Source organism: Candidatus Skiveiella danica, assembly GCF_022705245.1.
Taxonomy (GTDB): Bacteria; Pseudomonadota; Gammaproteobacteria; order Burkholderiales; family Burkholderiaceae_C; genus Skiveiella; species Skiveiella danica.
Genome location: NZ_JAKJEW010000018.1, coordinates 272 through 19,508 on the forward strand (window position 1 = coordinate 272; position 19,237 = coordinate 19,508).

General features: G+C 65.6%; 19 protein-coding genes. 10 read left to right on the forward strand and 9 right to left on the reverse strand.

Annotated features, from left to right (window positions below):
• Window positions 1-817 (reverse strand): nitronate monooxygenase (locus tag ACMUOY_RS11425; protein ID WP_413892848.1); only part of this gene is annotated, 817 nt, incomplete at its 3' end.
• Window positions 818-1,287: 470 nt separating this feature from the next.
• On the opposite strand from ACMUOY_RS11425, the gene ACMUOY_RS11430 reads away from it, so the two are divergent.
• Both ACMUOY_RS11430 and ACMUOY_RS11435 read left to right on the forward strand, forming a co-directional pair.
• Complete coding sequence (locus tag ACMUOY_RS11430) at window positions 1,288-1,494, forward strand: hypothetical protein (protein ID WP_413892849.1); 207 nt, start codon at window positions 1,288-1,290, stop codon at window positions 1,492-1,494.
• A gap of 35 nt (window positions 1,495-1,529) precedes the next feature.
• Window positions 1,530-2,705 (forward strand): AI-2E family transporter, encoded by a 1,176-nt coding sequence (locus tag ACMUOY_RS11435; protein WP_413892850.1) that lies wholly within the window; start codon window positions 1,530-1,532, stop codon window positions 2,703-2,705.
• A 102-nt stretch (window positions 2,706-2,807) separates the two neighbouring features.
• Here ACMUOY_RS11435 and ACMUOY_RS11440 read toward each other — a convergent pair whose 3' ends face one another.
• Window positions 2,808-3,014 carry a CsbD family protein gene (locus ACMUOY_RS11440; protein ID WP_413892851.1) on the reverse strand — a complete coding sequence of 69 codons (207 nt, stop codon included), beginning with the start codon at window positions 3,012-3,014 and terminating at the stop codon, window positions 2,808-2,810.
• Between the two features lie 562 nt (window positions 3,015-3,576).
• On the opposite strand from ACMUOY_RS11440, the gene ACMUOY_RS11445 reads away from it, so the two are divergent.
• The 3 genes from ACMUOY_RS11445 to hemG all read left to right on the forward strand — a co-directional run bounded on the left by ACMUOY_RS11445 (window position 3,577) and on the right by hemG (window position 7,207).
• Window positions 3,577-4,413 (forward strand): alpha/beta hydrolase family esterase, encoded by an 837-nt coding sequence (locus ACMUOY_RS11445; protein WP_413892852.1) that lies wholly within the window; start codon window positions 3,577-3,579, stop codon window positions 4,411-4,413.
• 163 nt (window positions 4,414-4,576) lie between these two features.
• Window positions 4,577-6,631 carry an elongation factor G gene (gene fusA / locus ACMUOY_RS11450; protein WP_413892853.1) on the forward strand — a complete coding sequence of 685 codons (2,055 nt, stop codon included), beginning with the start codon at window positions 4,577-4,579 and terminating at the stop codon, window positions 6,629-6,631.
• Between the two features lie 45 nt (window positions 6,632-6,676).
• Window positions 6,677-7,207, forward strand: a complete 531-nt coding sequence (hemG, locus tag ACMUOY_RS11455; protein ID WP_413892854.1) for a menaquinone-dependent protoporphyrinogen IX dehydrogenase — start codon at window positions 6,677-6,679, stop codon at window positions 7,205-7,207.
• 137 nt (window positions 7,208-7,344) lie between these two features.
• Here the strand turns inward: hemG and ACMUOY_RS11460 are convergent, their stop codons facing one another.
• The gene (locus ACMUOY_RS11460) at window positions 7,345-8,412 is read right to left on the reverse strand and encodes an ethylbenzene dehydrogenase-related protein (RefSeq protein WP_413892855.1); all 1,068 of its coding nucleotides are present in this window, start codon (window positions 8,410-8,412) and stop codon (window positions 7,345-7,347) included.
• 313 nt (window positions 8,413-8,725) lie between these two features.
• On the reverse strand, window positions 8,726-9,697 hold the full coding sequence (locus ACMUOY_RS11465) for a hypothetical protein (protein WP_413892856.1): 972 nt from the start codon (window positions 9,695-9,697) through the stop codon (window positions 8,726-8,728).
• Between the two features lie 214 nt (window positions 9,698-9,911).
• Between ACMUOY_RS11465 and ACMUOY_RS11470 the strand changes: the two genes are divergently transcribed.
• The gene (locus ACMUOY_RS11470; protein WP_413892857.1) at window positions 9,912-10,673 is read left to right on the forward strand and encodes an AMP-binding protein; all 762 of its coding nucleotides are present in this window, start codon (window positions 9,912-9,914) and stop codon (window positions 10,671-10,673) included.
• Between the two features lie 162 nt (window positions 10,674-10,835).
• On the opposite strand, the gene ACMUOY_RS11475 is transcribed toward ACMUOY_RS11470, so the two are convergent.
• The 4 genes from ACMUOY_RS11475 to ACMUOY_RS11490 all read right to left on the reverse strand — a co-directional run bounded on the left by ACMUOY_RS11475 (window position 10,836) and on the right by ACMUOY_RS11490 (window position 15,031).
• The gene (locus ACMUOY_RS11475) at window positions 10,836-12,605 is read right to left on the reverse strand and encodes a M61 family metallopeptidase (protein ID WP_413892858.1); all 1,770 of its coding nucleotides are present in this window, start codon (window positions 12,603-12,605) and stop codon (window positions 10,836-10,838) included.
• Between the two features lie 70 nt (window positions 12,606-12,675).
• Entirely contained in the window at window positions 12,676-13,119 is a 444-nt protein-coding gene (locus ACMUOY_RS11480) for a DUF3429 domain-containing protein (RefSeq protein ID WP_413892859.1), read from the reverse strand.
• Between the two features lie 48 nt (window positions 13,120-13,167).
• Window positions 13,168-13,884, reverse strand: coding sequence for a DsbC family protein (locus ACMUOY_RS11485; RefSeq protein WP_413892860.1), 717 nt, complete (start codon window positions 13,882-13,884; stop codon window positions 13,168-13,170).
• Window positions 13,885-13,906: 22 nt separating this feature from the next.
• Window positions 13,907-15,031, reverse strand: coding sequence for an FAD-dependent monooxygenase (locus tag ACMUOY_RS11490; protein WP_413892861.1), 1,125 nt, complete (start codon window positions 15,029-15,031; stop codon window positions 13,907-13,909).
• A gap of 85 nt (window positions 15,032-15,116) precedes the next feature.
• Between ACMUOY_RS11490 and ACMUOY_RS11495 the strand changes: the two genes are divergently transcribed.
• Both ACMUOY_RS11495 and ychF read left to right on the forward strand, forming a co-directional pair.
• Complete coding sequence (locus ACMUOY_RS11495) at window positions 15,117-15,983, forward strand: MOSC domain-containing protein (protein WP_413892862.1); 867 nt, start codon at window positions 15,117-15,119, stop codon at window positions 15,981-15,983.
• A 102-nt stretch (window positions 15,984-16,085) separates the two neighbouring features.
• The gene (gene ychF, locus ACMUOY_RS11500) at window positions 16,086-17,180 is read left to right on the forward strand and encodes a redox-regulated ATPase YchF (protein WP_413892863.1); all 1,095 of its coding nucleotides are present in this window, start codon (window positions 16,086-16,088) and stop codon (window positions 17,178-17,180) included.
• A gap of 125 nt (window positions 17,181-17,305) precedes the next feature.
• Here ychF and ACMUOY_RS11505 read toward each other — a convergent pair whose 3' ends face one another.
• Entirely contained in the window at window positions 17,306-17,794 is a 489-nt protein-coding gene (locus ACMUOY_RS11505) for a YqaA family protein (protein ID WP_413892864.1), read from the reverse strand.
• Between the two features lie 144 nt (window positions 17,795-17,938).
• On the opposite strand from ACMUOY_RS11505, the gene dusB reads away from it, so the two are divergent.
• Both dusB and ACMUOY_RS11515 read left to right on the forward strand, forming a co-directional pair.
• Window positions 17,939-18,991, forward strand: a complete 1,053-nt coding sequence (dusB, locus tag ACMUOY_RS11510) for a tRNA dihydrouridine synthase DusB (protein ID WP_413892865.1) — start codon at window positions 17,939-17,941, stop codon at window positions 18,989-18,991.
• On the forward strand, window positions 18,988-19,224 hold the full coding sequence (locus ACMUOY_RS11515; RefSeq protein ID WP_413892866.1) for a Fis family transcriptional regulator: 237 nt from the start codon (window positions 18,988-18,990) through the stop codon (window positions 19,222-19,224). The genes dusB and ACMUOY_RS11515 overlap by 4 nt, the downstream gene beginning before the upstream one ends.
• Window positions 19,225-19,237 lie beyond the last annotated feature (13 nt).

Consider the following 19,237-nt stretch of genomic DNA (forward strand, 5'->3'; position numbering starts at 1 on the left):
CGCATTCATCGGTCACGGTGAAACGCGTGGCCACCTGCACCGCGGCGGCGCCGTTTTCCAGAAAACCCACCGCATCGCTGCCGGTGAAGATGCCGCCGGCGGCGATTAGCGGGATGTCCAGGTTTTCCTGCTTCATCCAGGCGGCAATCTCGGTGACGATGGTCTGCAGGTCGTATTGCGCCCAGTCCAGGCCGAAGCCCAGGTGGCCTCCGGCCAGCGGACCCTCGATCACGACGAAATCGGGCAGACGGTTCAGCCGCGCGTTCTTGCGCAGGAACAGCTGCAGCGCGCGCACCGATGAGACGATGATGCCCAGCTTGGCATCGCGAAATCGCGGGTGGTCTTCCATCAGGGCAAACGAGCCGAGGTGCAGGCCGGCGCTCAGCGTGATGCCGTCCACGCCCGCGTCCAGTGACGAGGCCAGGCGCACGCGTAGCGTGTCGGCCGGCGCGTTCATGGTGAGCTTTTCCATGCAGTTGACGAAGACCATGCCGTCGCCGCGTTTGGCTTCCATGGTCCGGCCGACGTGCAGCCGGGTGGCCTCGGCCACGTGGCCCAGGTCGAACTTCACGCCCGACTTGTCGGCGTTGTCGATGTTGTATTTGTAGAACTTGGTCTTGTCCTTGACGAAACTGGTGTCGAAGCGCCGGTCCGACACGTCGGTCACCATCGCGTCGGAAATGTGGCCGATGCCGCCCAGGCGGGCCGTCTCCAGCGCCAGTTCGGCCGTCGAAATATCGACGCCCATGCCACCCACCATGATTGGCACCAGTTCCTGTTTGCCAAACTTCAAGCGGAAATCATCTACTCGTTTCATTGTCATCCTGACTGACTGGACATCACCCGCACGTCGCGCACCCGCCATTCATACAGGTCTTGAAGCACACACTGGCAGCAGAAAACCGTCGCAGGAAATCGCGCAGCCGTGGCTGCCGAGTGTAAGACCCAACCGGGAACGCCGGCGAAATGCCCGCGTTGGATCCGATGGCATCCAGCAGGTTCATCGGCCGGCGAACCCGGGGGGGCGGCCGTTGGGTCTATGTGGGCCGGAACACAGACAGCGGGGCTGGCCTTGGGTCCAATCGCAGGATCAGCGGGCGCACCGGCATCCGCACCATGCAGGTTCCGCGAACCGACCGGTGTTCGTGGCCTGCCCCCTTCAGATCCATTGCGTAGCGCTCCATGTTCCACAGGCCACCGACACCCGACCTGACAGACCCAACTGTCGCGAGCGTCTCGACGGACCCGGTCATTCGTGCGCGTTCCCGATCCCGGTGGCTGCACCGGGTGCGCTCGCCAGCCGGCTCGGTCGGCCTGGGGATGCTGGCCGTGCTGGCCTTGCTCCTGCTCTTTCTTGACGTCCTCCAGGGCGCTGTGCAGCGCGGCGAGTCGCGCCGTCTCGCCGAAGCCACGCAGGCCGAGGCCCGCCTGCGTTGCAGCGTGGCGCGCGGCGTCCGGTCGGGCAGCAAGCCATCCCCATTCGCCTGCCCGTGACACACCCTCGTCCCCAGGCCCAACAGGAGTCGGACATGACGGATCGCGAAACACCGCAAGAGCCCCCCCTCTCGTCCACGGCCCTGCCGCCGGTTGGCGGAAATCCCCCTTTGGTGCTGCAACTGCCGGTGGATGTGCGAAGCGCCTCACTGGTGATTCTGGCCACCGTTGCCAGCGTCTTCATGTTGCGCTGGGCCAGCGTCGTCTTCATCCCGGTGCTGGTCGGCCTGCTGGGTAGCTATGCGTTGTCGCCGGTGGTGGACTGGCTGCAGCTGCGCCGGATTCCCCGGGCGGTTAGCGCTGCATTGCTCATCCTGGGTGTTCTGGCCGGAATCGGCGCCACCGGCTACTCGCTGAGCGACGATGCAAGCCGGCTGGTCGAGTCGCTGCCTGCCGCCGCGCAGAAGCTGCGCGACGCCGTGCGGGTCCGGCCCGGGACGCCGGACAACACCCTGGCCTCCGTCCAGAAGGCCGCGGCGCAGATCGAGCAGGCGGCCGAGGAAAGCAACCGACCCACGCCGACCGCCCGGGGCGTGCAGCGCGTGCAGATCGAAAAACCGAAGTTCGACATCAAGGATCATCTGTGGACCGGCAGCATGGGCCTCATGACCATGCTGGGCCAGCTCGGCATGATGGCGCTGATCGCCTTCTTCCTGATGGCGTCGGGCGACCGCTTCAGGCGCAAGATGGTCAAACTGGCCGGCCCGACCCTGAGCCGCAAGAAGGTCACCTTACAGGCGCTCAACCAGATTCACGACCAGATCCAGCGCTACATGCTCGTGCAGCTGTTCACCAGCGTGCTGGTGGGTCTGGCGACCTGGCTGAGCTTTCTGGCGCTCGGGCTGGAGAACGCGGCGGTGTGGGGCATCGCCGCGGGCGTGCTGGATCTGGTGCCCTATATCGGCAGCGTGATCGTGGCATCCGGCTCGGCGTTGATGGCCTTCCTGCAATTCGGCACGCTGGAGATGGCGCTGCTGGTGAGCGGGGCGTCCCTGCTCATCCACTTCATCGAGGCCTTCCTGCTGACGCCCTGGCTGACCAGCCGCGCCAACAAGATGAGCCCGGTGGCCGTCTTCGTAGGGGTTCTGGCCTGGGGCTGGCTCTGGGGCGTCTGGGGGTTGCTGCTCGGGGTCCCGATCCTGGTGGTCATCAAGGCCATCTGCGAGCGGGTGGACGATCTGAAACCGGTGGGAGAGTTCCTGAGCGCCTGAACCGGCCCTGGCGTGACCTCGCGCAAGGCTTCATCGGTCCGGAAAAGGCAACAGGGCAGCACCTTGCGGCGGCCACCCTGCTGAGGGTTCACGGGCGCAGCGTTACAGCTTGCCGCCGGCGCTCTTCACGGTTTCCTTGGCATCCTTGACGGCTTCCTTGACATCGCCCAGATGGACTTCCGCCTTGCCGGCAACCTGCTTTTGCAGACCCTTGGCTTCCTGGGTCTTGTTGCCCACCAGTTTTCCGGCCTCTTCCTGGACTTTGCCGGCGAGATCCTTGACAGCGCCGTGGACTTGATTCTTGTTCATGGTTGTTCCTTGATAGGGATGAGATTTTCGGGACCTGTGAGCCCATTGAGAACCCACACGGTCATCCTAGGAGCCGGCTGCCGCGCCTTCTGTGCGGTCGCAAACAGAAGCATCCGATTGGGGCAGTGGCTCTAAATGGCTGGGGCTTTCTGTCGTCAGCGCAGGGCAGGCGCACTCAGGTTCTGCTTGTCCCTGGATTCACGTCCATGGGTGGGGTGTCACACCGACGCCAGAGGTCAGGCCCGGGACAATCCCGCGAAACCTCGCGTGGGCGGCGGGCAGCCCGTTGCCGGCTTTCCCCGCCCTTCCCCGACTGCTCCACCCAATCATCATGGCCCGATCATTCCGCAACCCTCTGCTCAGCCGTTCCTTTCAGCGCGCGCTGGGCGCCATGACGCGCACCGCCGTGCGTGCGGGCTCGAAGGCGATGGCGCAGGCGCTCCAAGTGACGCCTGTCCCCGCCAGGGCGCGTCGCGCGAAACCCCTGCTTTCCAGGCCCAGGCCAGCGCGGCCAAAGGCCGCACCGAAACTTACGGACGCAACAACCGGCTGGAGCCGGAGCATGACCGTGGGTGCCATGGGCTACAGGCTGTACAAGCCGCCCGGCGTGCTTCGCTCTGAGCGCTTGCCGATACTGGTGATGCTGCATGGCTGCAGCCAGGATGCGGAGGCGTTGGCCGTCAGCAGCCGGATGAACCAGATCGCTGCGCGCGAGCGCTTTCTGGTTCTGTACCCCATGCAGGAGCGTTTCGCGAACCTGCAAGGCTGCTGGAACTGGTACGACACGCGGGCCGGGCGTGCCCAGCGGGAGGCTGACGCCCTGGGTGCAATGATCGAACGGGTCTGCCAGTCACAGCCGGTCGACCCAGCCCGAATCGCGCTGGCCGGGCTCTCTGCGGGCGCCAGCATGGCGGCACTGATGGCTGTGCGTCAGCCCGAGCACTATCGGGCCATCGTGATGCACTCGGGCATTGCGCCCGGCATTGCCCATTCCTCAGCCACCGCGCTCGGTGCCATGCGCGGGCGCAGGGCGGCAGTTCCGCTCGAACCCCTGGCGCCCGGCCAGCACCTCCCGCCCTTGCTGGTGATTCAGGGCACTGCCGACCCGATCGTGGCTGCTGGAAACGGGGCCGAGGCGGCAGGGCTGTGGGCGGCGCGGGAAGGTGCCGTGGCAGGTGCGCAGCGCACGGTGCAGCGCGGCAAACGCTATGCCGCGACGGTCACGGACTATCGGGCTGGCGGTCGGCTGGTCGCGACCCTTTGCCTGATCCAGGGTCTGGGTCACGCCTGGAGCGGTGGCGCGCCCGGCGTGGGCTACAGCGATCCGAAAGGGCCGGACGCGTCGCGCATGATCTGGACTTATGCATCCCGGCAGTTTGCCGGAACCCGTCGAGCGTGACGGACCGGGCGGCAGGCTGAATCCCTCCCGTACGCAGGGGTAAGATACAGGGCTGTGATTCCGTCACGCCATGCCTCCGTTCTTTCCTGCCCCCGGGCCCTGCGCGCAATGCGCGGCGGCGGCCCCGGCGGCGGGGCTGCCAAACATATCCATAGGGACTTCAATGAGCCAAGACCTCAGCGCCAAAATTCGCTCCGTTGCCCTGGTCGGCCACGGCGCCGCCGGCAAGACCACGCTGGCGGAGAGCCTGCTGGCCGCCACCGGCGCCATCACGACCCGCGGTTCGGTTGAAAAAGGCAACACCGTCTGCGATTTCGATCCCGTTGAAAAAGATCTCGGCCATTCGCTGCAATCGGCGCTGGTCAGCGTGGACTGGGCCGGCACGCAGATTCATGTCGTGGACACCCCCGGCTACCCCGACTTCGCCGGCCAGGCCATTGGGGCGCTGGCCGCCGTGGACACCGCGCTGGTGGTGATCAATGCGCAGACCGGCATCGAACTCTCCACCGAGCGCATGTTCAATCTGGCCGGTGAACGTGGCCTGTGCCGCATGATCGTGATCAACAAGATCGACGCCGACAACGTGGACCTGCCTGCGCTGGTGGCCGACATCCGCGAACGCTTCGGCAAGCAGTGCCTGTTGCTCGACCTGCCCGTGCATCATGGCGAGGAAGTGGTCGAACTGCTGGGCCACGATGACGGCGAGAGCGATTTCGAATCCGTTTCGGCCGCACACCGTGCCCTGATCGACCAGATCATCGAGGAAGACGACAGCCTGATGGCGCGCTACCTCGAAGACGGCGCCGACCCCAGCCTGGACGAATTGCATGCGCCCTTCGAGAAAGCGCTTCGCGCCGGGCACCTGATACCCATCCTGTTCGTGTCGTCGCGCACCGGCGCCGGCGTGCCGCAACTGCTCGACGCGCTGGCCAAACTGGCGCCCAACCCGGCCGAAGGCAATCCGCCGCCTTTCTACCGGGGCGAGCCCGGCCAGGAGCCCGAGGCCTTTGCAGCCCAGCCTGACGACAGCCTGCACGTGCTGGCGCATGTGTTCAAGGTGGTGATGGACCCGTTCATCGGCAAGATGGGGGTGTTCCGGGTGCATCAGGGCACGGTGCGCCGTGACGGGCAGCTGTTCGTCGGTTCGGCCAAGCGGCCCTTCAAGGTGGCGCACCTGTACCGGCTGCAGGGCAAGGACTACGTGGAGGTGCCCGCGCTGGTGCCGGGCGACATCGGTGCGGTGGCCAAGGTCGAGGAGATCGAGTTCGACAGCGTGCTGCACGACTCGCACGACGAAGACCACATCCATCTGAAGCCGCTGGCGTTTCCCCAGCCCATGCAAGGGCTGGCGGTGGAGACGCGGCGCAAGGGCGACGAGCAGCGGCTGTTCGAGATCCTGCACAAGCTGGAGCTGGAAGACCCCTGTTTCAAGGTCGAGCGCCATCCCGGCACCAACGAGACGGTGATCCGCGGTCTGGGCGAGATGCACCTGCGCGCCAAGATGGCCCGCATGCAGCAGCAGTTCAAGCTGGAGCTCGACACCCATGCACCGCAGATCGCCTACCGCGAAACCATCACGGCCAACGCCGAAGGTCATTGCCGTCACAAGAAGCAAAGCGGCGGCGCCGGGCAGTTCGGCGAGGTGATGCTGCGCGTGGAGCCGCTGGAGCGTGGCGCCGGTTTCGAGTTCGTCGACGTCGTCAAGGGTGGCGCCATTCCGGGCGTGTTCATGGCCGCCGTCGAAAAGGGCGTGCGCCAGGCGCTGGCCGACGGTGTGGTGGCGGGCTTCCCGGTGCACGATATCCGCGTCACGGTCTATGACGGCAAGACGCACGCGGTGGATGGGAAGGACATTGCCTTCGTCTCGGCCGGACGCAAGGCCACCATTGACGCCATTCGCCTGGCCAAGCCCATGGTGCTGGAGCCGCTGGTCAATATCGAAGTGCTCTCGCCCGAGGCGTCGATCGGCGACCTGACCGGCGACCTCGCGAGCAAGCGCGGCCAGGTCACCGGGACGCAGCCGCGCGCCGATGGCAACGTATCCATCAGCGCCCTGATTCCTCTGGCCGAGCTGGACGAATACCAGGGCCGGCTGAAGTCGCTCACCGGCGGCAAGGGCTCCTACAGCATCACCTTCTCGCACTATGCGCAGGTGCCGGCCCAGACGCAGCAGCAGCTGGCCAGCAACTTCAAGGCGGAAGCGCTGGCGGACGACTGAGAGTGCACGCCGGCCGGGAACAAGCGCAGTGACAGGAGCACGGGCATGAGCCGCTTCCTGATTGCCTATTCCACGACCGACGGGCACACCCCGCGCATCTGCGCGCGGCTGCAGCACGTGATCGAAGGCCAGGGCCATGCTGTCACCGTGGTGCCACTGGCAGACGCCGAAGCGCTCGACCTGAACGGATTCGACCGCATCGTGCTTGGCGCCAGCATCCGCTACGGCAAGCACCAGCCGCAGGTGGCGCAGTTCATCGCCCGCCACCAGCCGGTGCTGGAGCGCACAGCGGGAGCGCTCTTCTCGGTGAACATCGTCGCGCGAAAGCCCGAGAAGAACCGCCCGGACACCAACCCCTACCTGCGCAAGTTCCTGGGGCAGATTGCCTGGAAACCTACGTATCTGGCGGTATTCGCGGGCAAGCTCGACTATCCCCGCTACCGGCCGTTCGACCGTTTCATGATCCGCCTGATCATGTGGATGACCAAGGGCCCGACCGACCCCAACGCGGTGATTGAGTTCACCGACTGGCAGCAGGTCGAAGCCTTCGGTCGGCAGGTCTGCGAACAGGTCTGATCCGCTTGCCCGTTCCTGGCGAGAGGCTCCGTGCCAAAGGCAGGGAGGTCCGCAACAGGTTTCGCCGGTGCATGAAAAAAGGCTGATCGCGAGACCAGCCTTCTGAAAAGAGGCGTCCGACCGGACGCCGTTCTCGCTTACTTCTTGCCGAACACCAGGTACATCGGCTCGTCCGACGTGGCGTGGCGGACCTGCGCGTTGTCAAACGCGGCAAAACCGAATCCGTAGCGTGCGCCCAGGTTGGCAAACTGCACGTCGAACTTGCTGCCGGTCACCAGCTTGCGGCTGACCACCGAGGTGTGCATGCCGTTCGCATAGGTGTTTACCGTCCGAACATCACCGCGGTCGGTTCCGGTCAACGGGTTGATGATGATCGAGGCCACCTCGTCGCCCGCCTTGAACTTGCTGTCGTCGAACGCGACTTCCTCGCCCTTCTTGATGTAATACGTGCCGCCGGCATTGGCGGCTTTGGCGTCACGGCCCATGAACGCCGGCTTGCCGTTGACGAGCGCGATATTGGTGTACTCGCCGCCCTGCGGGCCGGGGTCGCCCTTGCGGCCGGCGTTCGGAGCCGTCTTGGCGTCATAGCGTGTGTCGTCGGTGTACTGGTCGTCGACGAAGCCCAGCGGACCGGTTCGCTGCCCCTTCATGTGCCACATGTCCAGGATCTGGCCCGGCGTGTTGGTGTACTTGTTGCCGTAGGGCTTGGTTTGTCCTTCGTGGCAGGCCATGGCGCAACCTTCTTTGTCGAACTGCTTGGCTGTCGCCTCGTTGGTCGGCCAGAGCATGGCCCATTTGTCTTCGTAATAGACGTTGTCGTCGCCGCCCTTGTCCGCAGGATCCTTGAGCTTCTTCCAGGAGCCGTCGGCCTGCTTCTGGTAGGGGCCGCGGCGCACCGAGTTGGTCGGATCCTTGTACTGGATCAGCATGTAGAGCATGTCGGCGGTGTAGGCGGCCTTCAGGGTGACGGTGGATTCGCCCTTGTCGCCCGGCTTGGCGCCGAAGTTGACGCCACCCGTCAGCGCGGCCGACAACGGCTTGGCGCTGGCCCAGACCGGATCGGAGGCCCCGGCCGCCATGTTGGGTGCGGCGCTGGTGAACGTGGCCACCAGGGTATCCGCAGGCGTCTTGTCCTGGGTGGATTGGCAGCCCGCCAGGGCCAGCAAGGCCGTGCCCATCACAGCGGTGAACAGCTTCGTTGTCATCCTGATACTCCTTCGTTGATTGATAGGGCGTCCTGCCCGGATGTTCGACGCTTGATGCGGTGTCGGTCGCCGGAACCAGAACGGTCTCATGCAATGTGCGCCTGCCCGGGGGGGGGGATATTGATATGGGTCAAGCTGGTGGCAGGGTTGTCTGCTGGCACAGCCCGCGCATTGATCTGCATCAATCGATGGGCGCACGGCAGCACCGGCCCCCGAGGATCACTGACCCCCGCCGTAGAAGCGCTGGTTCCGGGCGTATGCCACAGCTGTCAACTCTGCGATCAAACGTCATGCGCCGGCCAGTCTCCCTGCCTCACGGCCGACCCTGTCCTCGTTCTTCGTCCTTGTCGCGGCCCTTTTCCTGACCTTGTCCTTGCCTGTTCTCCTGGGATGCACCCTTGCCTTTCGGCGCGTTTTCCGGGTTTGACCGAGGTGCCTGCTGCTCGCGTTGAGCGGCGCCCTGCTGGGGCTGCTGTCTCTGATCGTGCACGGCCGGCCCTGCGGGTTGCGACGGGGGGTGGGCTGGGGCTGACTTCTGCAACTCTTCACCGCCCCTTTGCGCAGGCTGGGCGCGTGGGCTCTGCTGGATCGGCTGTTGCGGGCTGGCACGCTGCCCTTCCTGGTGCACCGGGTAGCGCTCCTGTGAAGCGCCCGGTTGTCCCCGCGTGGAAGGCGCGGGACCCCTTTGCCGAGACTCTTCCTGGTACCGCTGTCTCACGTCATCGTCACGCGGCTGGTAGCGGTAATTCTGGTTGTGAATCTGTTGCTGCTGCTGATGCTGGGGATACCGATCGCCTGAATACTGGCGCTGGTAAACCGGAAGCGGTGCGGGCGCGGGCGCAGAGCTGCGGTTCCAGCGGTCCCATCCACTTCGCTGTTGCTCCCATCCGCGGCCCCAGTGCTCGCCCCAGCGTGGCGGGCCATCGGGCTGCCAACCGTAGAAGTAGGGGGGAGGGGACCGGTAGTAGCGGACCGGGATACGCAGCACGAACAACGGCACAGACTCCGGGCCCACCATGCCCCATGGCCCGTTGTACCAGGAGCTTGCATACCAGTTGTCGCCCTGGTACACCCAGTACATGCCATCGTAGAAGAAGAAATTCGAACTCAGGCGTGGCGCGTAATAGACTGGGTAGCCGGGCACCGGGACCATGTCGGGATAGGCCGGCAGGTTGATCCCGATGCTCAGGCCAGGAAGCCCGATGCCGATGCCAACGCTCACCTGGGCGATGGCCGACGTTGCGGATGCGAAAAACATCCAGAACACAAGAAACTGGTAGCGCATTTTTGCCCTTTCTTTGAAGCCGGTGACGGAGCGCTAGGCCCCCAGGAAGAGGCAACGCCCCTTCCCTCGAATCTCATCATTCGCCAGATGAACGGATTCGTCTGTTGCCTCGCGTACGCAATTCGTTTCCCAATGCGGCCGCGAAGGCTGCCTGGACGGCGTTGTGTCTGATCCGTTGATTTCCCTCAAACTGGACTGAACGCAAAATCCAGCCATGGAAACCCATCACGATCGGATCGGGCTGCTGGATTTCGGCCGCGCCGCGCTGGGTCTGCTGCCTTCGGCCATCAGTTCGCTGTGGGCGACGCTGAAGGTCTACGCGCTGACACCGGACAGCCACCAGTCGATCGGTTCGATACTGGAACACCAGGCCGAGAACGTCCCCGACAAGGACTGCCTGCTGTTCGAAGGCCAGCGCTGGAGCTACCGCGACGTCAACGCCTGGGCCAACCGCATTGCACATGTATTGAAGACTCATGGGGTGGGCCCGGGCGACACGGTCGGGCTGTTGTTCGAGAACTGTCCGGAATTGTTGGCATGTGTGGCGGCGGTGGCCAAGCTCGGCGCGGTCGCCGGCATGCTCAACCCCAAGCAGCGTGGCGCGGTGCTGAGCCACAGCATGCGGACCATCCAACCGCGGCTGATGGTGATCGGGGACGGCTGCCTGCCAGCGCTGCACTCGGCGAGCCCGGCGCAGCCCGACAGCGTGCCCAGGCTGTGGGCCGGCATGGGGCCGGTGCCTCGAGGCCGGGTCGACCTGCCCGCAAAACCCGGCCTGCCCTGCTACACGACCACGAATTGGATGTGCACAGTGTCACTGCTGACAGCTCCGGTGAGTTTGCTCGCCTGTCCACCTTGGTGGGTGCGAGCCTTTATGTCCGCGATAACTGTCAACCCAAGCAACGCGGCAGCAACGAGAACACGATCTTATTGTTCCGCCAGTACCAACCCAAGAGCGAACCTTCGGGCCTTGTGACGTCGCGACGCATCATGCGATCAAGCATCTGCCAAGCAATCGCCAACGTGCTTGCCAAGGCTTCAGAACTCCCTGCGGAAGTACGATGCAGGATGCGCCACTGCGGCCGGGTCTCGAAACAGAAATCGATTACTTCATTTCAATAGCACTTCTGAGAGTCCCTCAGGCGGCGTCCTCTAGCCAACTTGCGACCGCTGCGGCATCGCGCAGGGCAAGCCGCCAGGTGGTCGCGTGTTCCGGCAGCTCCAGCGGCAGCCGCAGCAGGCGCTTGTCCCGCGCCACCAGGGCAGTCAGTTTGCGCTGCGGGCCGGCGTAGAGCGCCAGATCCTCCAGCTTGTGCAGGCGCCAGCCGTCGCCGGGGTCGCCCTCAGCCGCCACGGCCAGCCATTCGTCACCCGCCGCAAAGCCTGCGCGTTCGGCGGCCCCGCCCCGCAGCACCACCTTGACCTGAATGCCCGCCGTTTCGGCGACGCGCAGGCCCAATCGCTGCGCCGGCTGCGCGGCATCCTCGTGGACACCGACGCCGTGTCGCTCTAGCAGCGCCTTGAGCGGCAAGTCGGAGGTGCCATGCACCCAGTCGGCCAGCTCGCGGCTGAAGTCGCGCCCGCCGAGCTCGGCCAGCACGGCCAAGAGGTCGTCCTCCTGCATCGGCCCGGCCTGGCAGCGTGTCCACAGCGCACGCATCACGGCGTCCAGCGAGGTGTGGCCCTCCTGGCGTAGCGTGAGGTCCAGGCACAGCGCCACCAGCGCGCCCTTGGTGTAGTAGCTGACGGTGGCGTTGGGGGTGTTCTCGTCCTGGCGATAGTACTTCACCCAGGCGTCAAAGCTGGCCTGCGCCACCGATTGCACGGCGCGACCCGGCGTCTGCAGCACCTGGTTGAGGGTCTTGTTCAGCAGTTTCAGGTAGAGCGCGTCGTCGATCAGGCCGGCGCGGCGCAGCAGCAGGTCGTCGTAGTAGCTGGTGAACCCCTCGAAGAACCAGAGCAGCCGGGTGTAGTTTTCCTGCGCGTAGTCGTAGCGCGTGAACTCGGCCGGCCGCAGGCGCTTGACGTTCCAGGTGTGGAAGTACTCGTGGCTGATCAGCCCCAGCAGGGTGGTGTAGCCATCGCTGGTCTTGGCTTCCCCCAGGCGGGGCAGGTCGCGCCGGCCGCAGATGAGCGCGGTGGAGTTGCGGTGTTCCAGGCCGCCGTAGCTGTCGTCCACGGCATTGAGCATGAACACGTAGGACTTGTGCGGCGGCTTTCGGCCGCCATGCCAGAAACGGATGGACGTTTCGCAGATTTTCTTCGTATCGGCCAGCAGGCGCGCGCCATCGAATGCCGGCGTGGCGCCGGAGACGACGAATCGGTGTGGCACGCCGCAGGCCTTGAAGGTGCCGCTCCAGAACGCGCCCAGCTCAAAAGGACAGTCGGCCAATTCGTCGTAGTCCGCCGCCTGGTAGGTGCCGAAGCCCTGCGCGTTGACCAGGAGCGCCGTCAGACCCGTGGCCACTGACCAGGCCGGCCGGGCCTTGGGCGCGCGAATCTCCAGCGCATGCGGGCCTTGCGTATGCCCCTCGGCGCGCAGACACAGGCTGGTGCCATTGAAGAAGCCGCGGGAGGGCTCCAGCCAGGCGGTGCGCACCGACGCGTCGTTGGCGTACACGGTGTACGCCAGCTGAAGCGGCTGCCCGGCCTTGCAGGCCACCTCCCAGCTGCTCTTGCCGGTCTGCAGCACCTCCAGGGCACGGCGTCCCTGGCGAGCCTGCAGGCCTTGCAGGTTCTTCGCAAACTCGCGGATCAGGTAGCTGCCCGGAATCCAGGCCGGCAGCGTCAGGCGCTGCAGCGCGTCGGGTTCGGGCACCGTGAGGGTGACCTGGTACAGGTGGGTGTGCAGGTCGGGCATCTCGACCCGGTAGTGAACCGGGGCGCGGGTCTTGTGTGGGCTGGGCATCGTGCTGGCAAGAATAGCCGAGACCGCCTGACCCTGCCGGCCATCGGCGGCCGGCCAATTGTTTGGGGGATCAGGTTCCGGCGGCGCCGAACACGCAACTCAAGGTGGCCACCACCGTCAACCGCCAGCGCAGCGGCAACCAGTGCGCCAGACCGGCATCGGCCCAGGTCTTGCGGTCCACGGCGTAGCAGGCCACCAGAACCAGGCCCAGCAGCGGCAATCCCGCATAGGCGGGCATCAGCATCGACACCCAGGCCAGCAGGGAGGGCACGACGCCCCAGACCAGGTGAAAGGCGTGCCCGGGTGTCTGGGTGGTGGCGTAACGCAGGCCGATGCCCCAGTGAATGCCGCCGAGAAACGACACGATCGCCGCGCCATAGGCCGCCAGCGCGAGCGCCACAAAGGGATGCAGGTCGGGACTGACCAGCCAGAGCAGCAGCGCGAGCCCGACGAAGGGCGCCAGGCCGGCATAGCCAAGCCCGTCAATGAGGGCGCGGGTCGGATCGTGGTGCACGTTCAGGCGGATTCGGGGACGGGGCGCACGCCTTCGGTGTGGCGACGCTCAGGGTTTGGCTTCGGTGAGGAACTTTTCCACCTGCGCGGTGCCAATGGCCCCCGGCACGCGCGAGCCGTCGGCGAAGATCAGTGTCGGCGTGCCGGTGATCTTGTGCTTCTTGCCGAATTCGACGTTGCGCGTCAGGGCAGCCGCGTCACAGCTGGCCGCCGCCGGTTGCACGTCGCGAAGCATCCAGTCGTTCCAGGCCCGTGCCTTGTCCTTGGCGCACCAGATGTTCTTCGACTTGTCGGTCGAGTCCTTGCTCAGGATGGGGTAGAGAAACATGTGGATCGTGACGTTGTTGACCTTTTGCAGGTCGGCCTCGAAGCGCTTGCAATACCCGCAATTCGGATCCTCGAACACCGCCAGCTTGCGTTTGCCGTCGCCACGCACGATGGTGAAAGCGTCTTTCAGCGGCAGGGAGTTGAAGTCGATGGCGGTGAGCTTCTCAATGCGCTCCTCGGTCAGATTGCGCCGCTGCTTGGTGTCGATCAGGTTGCCCTGGATCAGAAAATTGCCCTCGGCATCGGTGTAGACGATGTCCGTGCCGTTGATGCGCACCTCGTACAGGCCGGGCATGGGCGACTTGGTGATTTCGTCGATTTTCGGCAGCTGCGGGATGCGCTCGCTGAGATTCTTGCGGATCGCGGCCTCCTGCGCGAAGGCGCCGCAGGCGACGGCCAGGGCAGCGAGGGACAGGATGGCTTTCAGTGCGTGTTTCATGGAAGGTCCGTTGGGGTTCGGTTCAGATGCCGGATGGCGTGCCCATGGCCCGTCGCGCCACCCAGCCCTTCAGCGGGCCGCTGCGGTCAAAGCTGCTCATGCCCCAGTTGCGCAGGGCTTGGGCTGGGCCGCCGGCCAGCGAAAACAGCTGTTGCAGCCCGTCGGTGGCAAGACCGGTGGAAAGTACATCAGCCTGTCGGGCGCGTTCGTAGCGTCGCAGCAGCTTCAGGTCGCCAGGGCTGCGCCAGTCTTCGCGAGCCTGCAGGACCTGCGACAGTGCGGCGACGTCCGCCAGGCCCAGGTTCAGGCCTTGCCCCGACAGCGGGTGCACGGTGTGGGCGGCATCGCCGGCCAATGCCCAGCCCGGGCCCACCCAGCGGGCGGCCCGCGCCAGCTGCAGCGGCCAGCTGGCGCGTTCGCCCTGCAGCGTGAGCCGGCCCAGCGTGTGGTGGCTGGCGTTCTCCAGCATCAGGGCGAAATCCTCCGGGCTGGCGGCAAGCAGATCGGGTACGCGTTCATGAGGAACAGACCAGACAACGGCCACGGAGTTCCCGTGCGGACCGCCCAAAGGGAGAAAAGCCAGGATTTCGCCTTTGGAAAACCATTGCCAGGCGGTCTGGCCGTGGGGTCTTTCGGTCGACAGGCGGGTCGCGATGGCGTGCTGTCCGTAAGGTTTGACGTTGAAATCCACGCCGAACTCGGCGCGGGTGCGGCTCGACTTGCCTTCGCAGACCACGGTCAGCGCGGCTTCGGCCGGGACGTCCATCACTTCGATGAGCGGCTGGAAACGCACCGCGTCCGCCAGTTGCCCTTCCAGCGCCGGAACGTCGACGATCCAGGTCAATGCCGCGCTGCCCTGTTCGCTGGCGTCGAACCGCACCGACCCACCGTCGTCACCCTGCACGTCCATGCGCAGCACCGGGGTGGCCGAAACCTCCGGGGGCCAGCAGCGCAGAGATTCGAGCACGGCCCGGGATGCGGCATTCAGGGCGTACGCGCGCACATCGCCATGCCCGCTGGCGTTGACCGTGGCGCTGCCGGCCGGGGCCACGAGTGCCACGCGCAGCCGTTCCCGGGCCAGCAACAGCGCCAGCGTGCGCCCGACGATGCCGGCGCCGCGGATGCAGATGTCATAGGTGTTTGCCATGCGGGGGATTGTAGGAGGCAGGGCAGAATCGGGTTTCCTGCGGCCGCCAGGCTGCCCACCCTCCCGTCCCCGCAAGGTCCTGCCCGTGAGCCAAGCCGATCCAGACGTCACCGCCACCATTGCCGCCCTCGTGGTCTACCCGGTCAAGTCCTGTTCCGGCGTGCCGGTCAACGAAGCGGTGCTGACCGAGGCCGGGCTCGACCTGGACCGGGCCTGGATGGTGGTGGACGCGCAGGGTGAATTCGTGAGCCAGCGCGAGCTGCCGCGCATGGCGCTGATCCGGCCCCAGCTCAAGACCTACGAGATCATCCTTCGCGCGCCCGGCATGCTGGCGCTGCACCTGGCGATCGATGCGGTCGAGCAGCCGGTGCGGGTGCGCGTCTGGGACGACGAGGTTCCGGCTTACGACATGGGCGCGGTCGCGGCGCAATGGTTCAGCGATTTCCTGGGCCAGCCGCTGCGGCTGGTGCGCTTCGATCCGGCGCACCGGCGCCTGTCCAGCCTGAAGTGGACGGGCGGCATCGAGGCGCCGAACCAGTTCAGCGATGGCTTTCCGGTGCTGGTGACCAGCGAGGCTTCGCTGGACGATCTCAATGGGCGCCTGCAGGCAACCGGCCACCGCCGCGTCGAGATGGACCGGTTCCGGCCCAACCTGGTGCTCAGAGGGGTGCAGGCGCACGACGAGGATCGGCTGGAGGTGCTGCGCATCGCGACCGAGGCGGGCGTGGCCGAACTGAAGCCGGTCAAGCCCTGTGCCCGCTGCCCGATCCCCAATATCGACCCGGCCACGGCCGAATCCGAGCCTGCGGTGGGGAATACCTTGCAGGCGTACCGGCGCGACAGCCGCCTCAATGGTGCCGTCACCTTCGGGATGAACGCCATTGTGCTGAAGGGTGACGGGCAGCTGCTGCGCGTCGGCCAGTCCGTGGGCGCGAACTTCCGTTTCGATTGAGGCCCCGAGCCTCCCGGCGCGCGAGGCCGACCAAGGTCGGCATGCCAGGAGGCACCGCCGGTAAAATGCCCGGTTCACCCCAGATTCTCCGAAAGCCCTGACATGAGCCTCCAATGCGGCATCGTGGGCCTGCCCAACGTCGGCAAGTCCACCCTCTTCAACGCGCTGACCAAAGCCGGCATCGCCGCCGAAAACTATCCCTTCTGCACCATCGAGCCCAACACGGGCGTGGTGGAAGTGCCCGACCCTCGTCTGCAGCAGCTGGCCGCCATCATCCACCCTGAGCGCATCGTGCCGGCCATCGTCGAGTTCGTCGACATTGCCGGCCTGGTCGCGGGCGCCAGCCAGGGCGAGGGTCTGGGCAACCAGTTCCTGGCGCACATCCGCGAGACCGACGCCATCGTCAACGTGGTGCGCTGCTTTGAAGACGACAACGTGATTCACGTCGCCGGCAAGGTGGACCCGATCTCCGACATCGAAGTGATCCAGACCGAGCTCTGCCTGGCCGACCTCGGCACGGTGGACAAGACTCTGCAGCGCAGCATCAAGGCCGCCAAATCGGGTAACGACAAAGACGCCGCCAAACTGGTGGCGGTGCTGACCAAGGTGCAGGCTGTGCTCAACCAAGGCCAGCCGGTGCGGACGATGGATTTGTCGAAGGACGAACTTGTCATTCTCAAGCCGCTGTGCCTGATCACGGCCAAGCCGGCCATGTTCGTCGGCAACGTGAGCGAGACCGGCTTCGAGAACAATCCTTTCCTGGACCGCCTGAACGAATACGCCGCCACGCAGAATGCGCCCGTGGTGGCCATCTGCGCCAAGATGGAAGCCGACATGGCCGACATGAGCGACGAGGACCGCGCCCTGTTCCTGCACGAGATGGGCCAGGACGAACCCGGTCTGAACCGCCTGATCCGTGCCGCCTTCAAGCTGCTGGGCCTGCAGACCTACTTCACTGCCGGCGTAAAGGAGGTGCGCGCCTGGACCATCCATATTGGCGACACCGCACCGCAGGCGGCCGGCGTGATCCACGGCGACTTCGAGCGCGGCTTCATCCGCGCCCAGACCATCGCTTTTGACGAGTACATCGCCCACAAGGGCGAGCATGGCGCCAAGGAGGCCGGCAAGATGCGCTCGGAAGGCAAGGAGTACGTGGTCAAGGACGGCGACGTGCTCAACTTCCTGTTCAACGTCTGAGCGGCCGATCCGGGCTGTGCCGGCATTTCGAAGACCCTTGTGAAGCGCTCTTCAGCATGGTTTCAGGCGATTTTCCGACGGTTCCCGGCGTCGGATGGTCACTGAATGCTACATAAAAGATAGCGTCATCCGATCATCGGCAGCTTGCCCGGGAAGACCCAGAGCAGACTGGCGGTCATGATCACGTAGCGCGCCAACTTGCCGACGGCCATGTAGGCCAAGCAGGGCCAGAACGGCAGCTTGAGCCAGCCGGCCACCGCGCACAGCGGATCGCCCACTGCGGGCAGCCAGGCCAGCAGGCAGGCCTTGGGGCCGAGCTTCTCCAGCCACTCCAGCGCCTTGATGTGCGTGGCCGAGTGACGGTATTTGTCGACGACTTCGTGGGCGCCCAGGCCCATCCACCAGGTCAGTGCACCGCCCAGGGTATTGCCGGCGGTGGCCACCAGCACGGCGGACCAGAACAGGTCGGGGTTGAGCTTGACCAGCCCGAAGACGGCCGGTTCGGAGCCCATCGGCAGCAGGGTGGCCGAAACGAATGCGACCACGAACACCGTGCTCAGGCCGTACTCGGGCAGGGCAAGCTGGGTGAGAAGGTGTTGCAGCCAGGCTTCCATGGAGGTCAGTGTAGCGGTGGCGCCCTCGAAGCCGAGATGGCGTGCCGGCCCGCATTTCAATTGCTGAAAAATTGGGCATATACAATTCCGTCACCGAACCTCGCCGCCCCAGCCCTTTCCCCCCTTTCCTGCCTGCACGCGCCAATGAACATCGGACCGCATGTCCTGCCGAACAACGTGTTTGTCGCGCCGATGGCGGGCGTCACGGACCGGCCGTTCCGCCAGTTGTGCCGGGAGTTCGGTGCCGGCCATGCGGTCAGCGAGATGGTGACCTCACGACGCGACCTCTGGCACACGCTGAAGACGTCGCGGCGCGCCAACCACGACGGCGAGCCCGGGCCGATCGCGGTGCAGATCGCCGGCACCGACGCACCGATGATGGCCGAGGCCGCGGCCTTCAACATCGACCGGGGCGCGCAGATCATCGACATCAACATGGGCTGCCCGGCCAAGAAGGTCTGCAACAAGTGGGCCGGTTCTGCCCTGATGCAGGACGAGCCTTTGGCGCTCTCGATCATCGAGGCGGTGGTCGCGGCCTGCGCTGCGCAAGGCGTACCGGTGACGCTGAAAATGCGCACCGGCTGGTGCCAGAGCGAGAAGAATGCGGTGCGACTGGCGCGTGCCGCCGAGTCGGCTGGCGTGGCGCTCGTGACGGTGCACGGGCGCACGCGCGAGCAGGGCTACAAAGGCGAGGCGGAATACGAAACCATTGCCGCCGTGAAGGCCGCGTTGCGGGTGCCGGTGGTGGCCAACGGCGACATCGACTCGCCGCACAAGGCTCGGGCGGTGCTGCAGGCCACGGGCGCCGACGCCGTCATGGTCGGCCGCGCGGCGCAGGGCCGCCCCTGGATCTTTCGCGAGATCAACCACTTTCTGAACACAGGGGAGCTGTTGGCGCCGCCACTGGTGGCCGAGGTGCGCCGCGCGCTGTTGGAGCACCTGCACGATCACTACAGCCTGTACGGTGCCTATACCGGTGTGCGCTCGGCTCGAAAGCACATTGCCTGGTATGTCCGCGAACTGCCCGGCGGCGACGCGTTCCGCAGCCGCATGCTGGCCATCGACGACTGTGAGCAGCAGGTTCAGGCAGTGGCCGTTTTTTTTGATGCGCTGGGCGCCGCGATGGACCGTTTGGCAGCGAACCGCCGTGTCGGACCCGACCACATGGATCAAGCCTTACTGGAAAACGCTGAATGAGCAACAAGACCATCGACGAATGCGTGCGTGCCAATCTGGAGACCTATTTCCGCGACCTGCATGGCACCGAACCGGGCGGCATGTACGACATGCTGATCAGGGCGGTTGAAAAACCCTTGCTCGATGTCGTGATGGAGCAGGCGCAGCAGAACCAGTCCCGAGCTGCCGAATGGCTGGGCCTGAACCGCAACACGCTGCGCAAGAAGCTCGTCGAACACAAGTTACTCAAGTGACGTCGCGCGTCAC

Excerpts from the sequence above, each read along its gene's own strand:
- ACMUOY_RS11460 (WP_413892855.1), bottom strand. The coding sequence starts at position 8,412 with ATGACAACGAAGCTGTTCACCGCTGTGATGGGCACGGCCTTGCTGGCC.
- ACMUOY_RS11505 (WP_413892864.1), bottom strand. The coding sequence starts at position 17,794 with ATGGAAGCCTGGCTGCAACACCTTCTCACCCAGCTTGCCCTGCCCGAG.
- ACMUOY_RS11470 (WP_413892857.1), top strand. The coding sequence starts at position 9,912 with ATGGAAACCCATCACGATCGGATCGGGCTGCTGGATTTCGGCCGCGCC.
- dusB (WP_413892865.1), top strand. The coding sequence starts at position 17,939 with ATGAACATCGGACCGCATGTCCTGCCGAACAACGTGTTTGTCGCGCCG.
- ACMUOY_RS11465 (WP_413892856.1), bottom strand. The coding sequence starts at position 9,697 with ATGCGCTACCAGTTTCTTGTGTTCTGGATGTTTTTCGCATCCGCAACG.
- ACMUOY_RS11445 (WP_413892852.1), top strand. The coding sequence starts at position 3,577 with ATGACCGTGGGTGCCATGGGCTACAGGCTGTACAAGCCGCCCGGCGTG.
- ACMUOY_RS11440 (WP_413892851.1), bottom strand. The coding sequence starts at position 3,014 with ATGAACAAGAATCAAGTCCACGGCGCTGTCAAGGATCTCGCCGGCAAA.
- ACMUOY_RS11475 (WP_413892858.1), bottom strand. The coding sequence starts at position 12,605 with ATGCCCAGCCCACACAAGACCCGCGCCCCGGTTCACTACCGGGTCGAG.
- hemG (WP_413892854.1), top strand. The coding sequence starts at position 6,677 with ATGAGCCGCTTCCTGATTGCCTATTCCACGACCGACGGGCACACCCCG.
- ACMUOY_RS11515 (WP_413892866.1), top strand. The coding sequence starts at position 18,988 with ATGAGCAACAAGACCATCGACGAATGCGTGCGTGCCAATCTGGAGACC.
- ACMUOY_RS11490 (WP_413892861.1), bottom strand. The coding sequence starts at position 15,031 with ATGGCAAACACCTATGACATCTGCATCCGCGGCGCCGGCATCGTCGGG.
- ychF (WP_413892863.1), top strand. The coding sequence starts at position 16,086 with ATGAGCCTCCAATGCGGCATCGTGGGCCTGCCCAACGTCGGCAAGTCC.
- ACMUOY_RS11435 (WP_413892850.1), top strand. The coding sequence starts at position 1,530 with ATGACGGATCGCGAAACACCGCAAGAGCCCCCCCTCTCGTCCACGGCC.
- ACMUOY_RS11485 (WP_413892860.1), bottom strand. The coding sequence starts at position 13,884 with ATGAAACACGCACTGAAAGCCATCCTGTCCCTCGCTGCCCTGGCCGTC.
- fusA (WP_413892853.1), top strand. The coding sequence starts at position 4,577 with ATGAGCCAAGACCTCAGCGCCAAAATTCGCTCCGTTGCCCTGGTCGGC.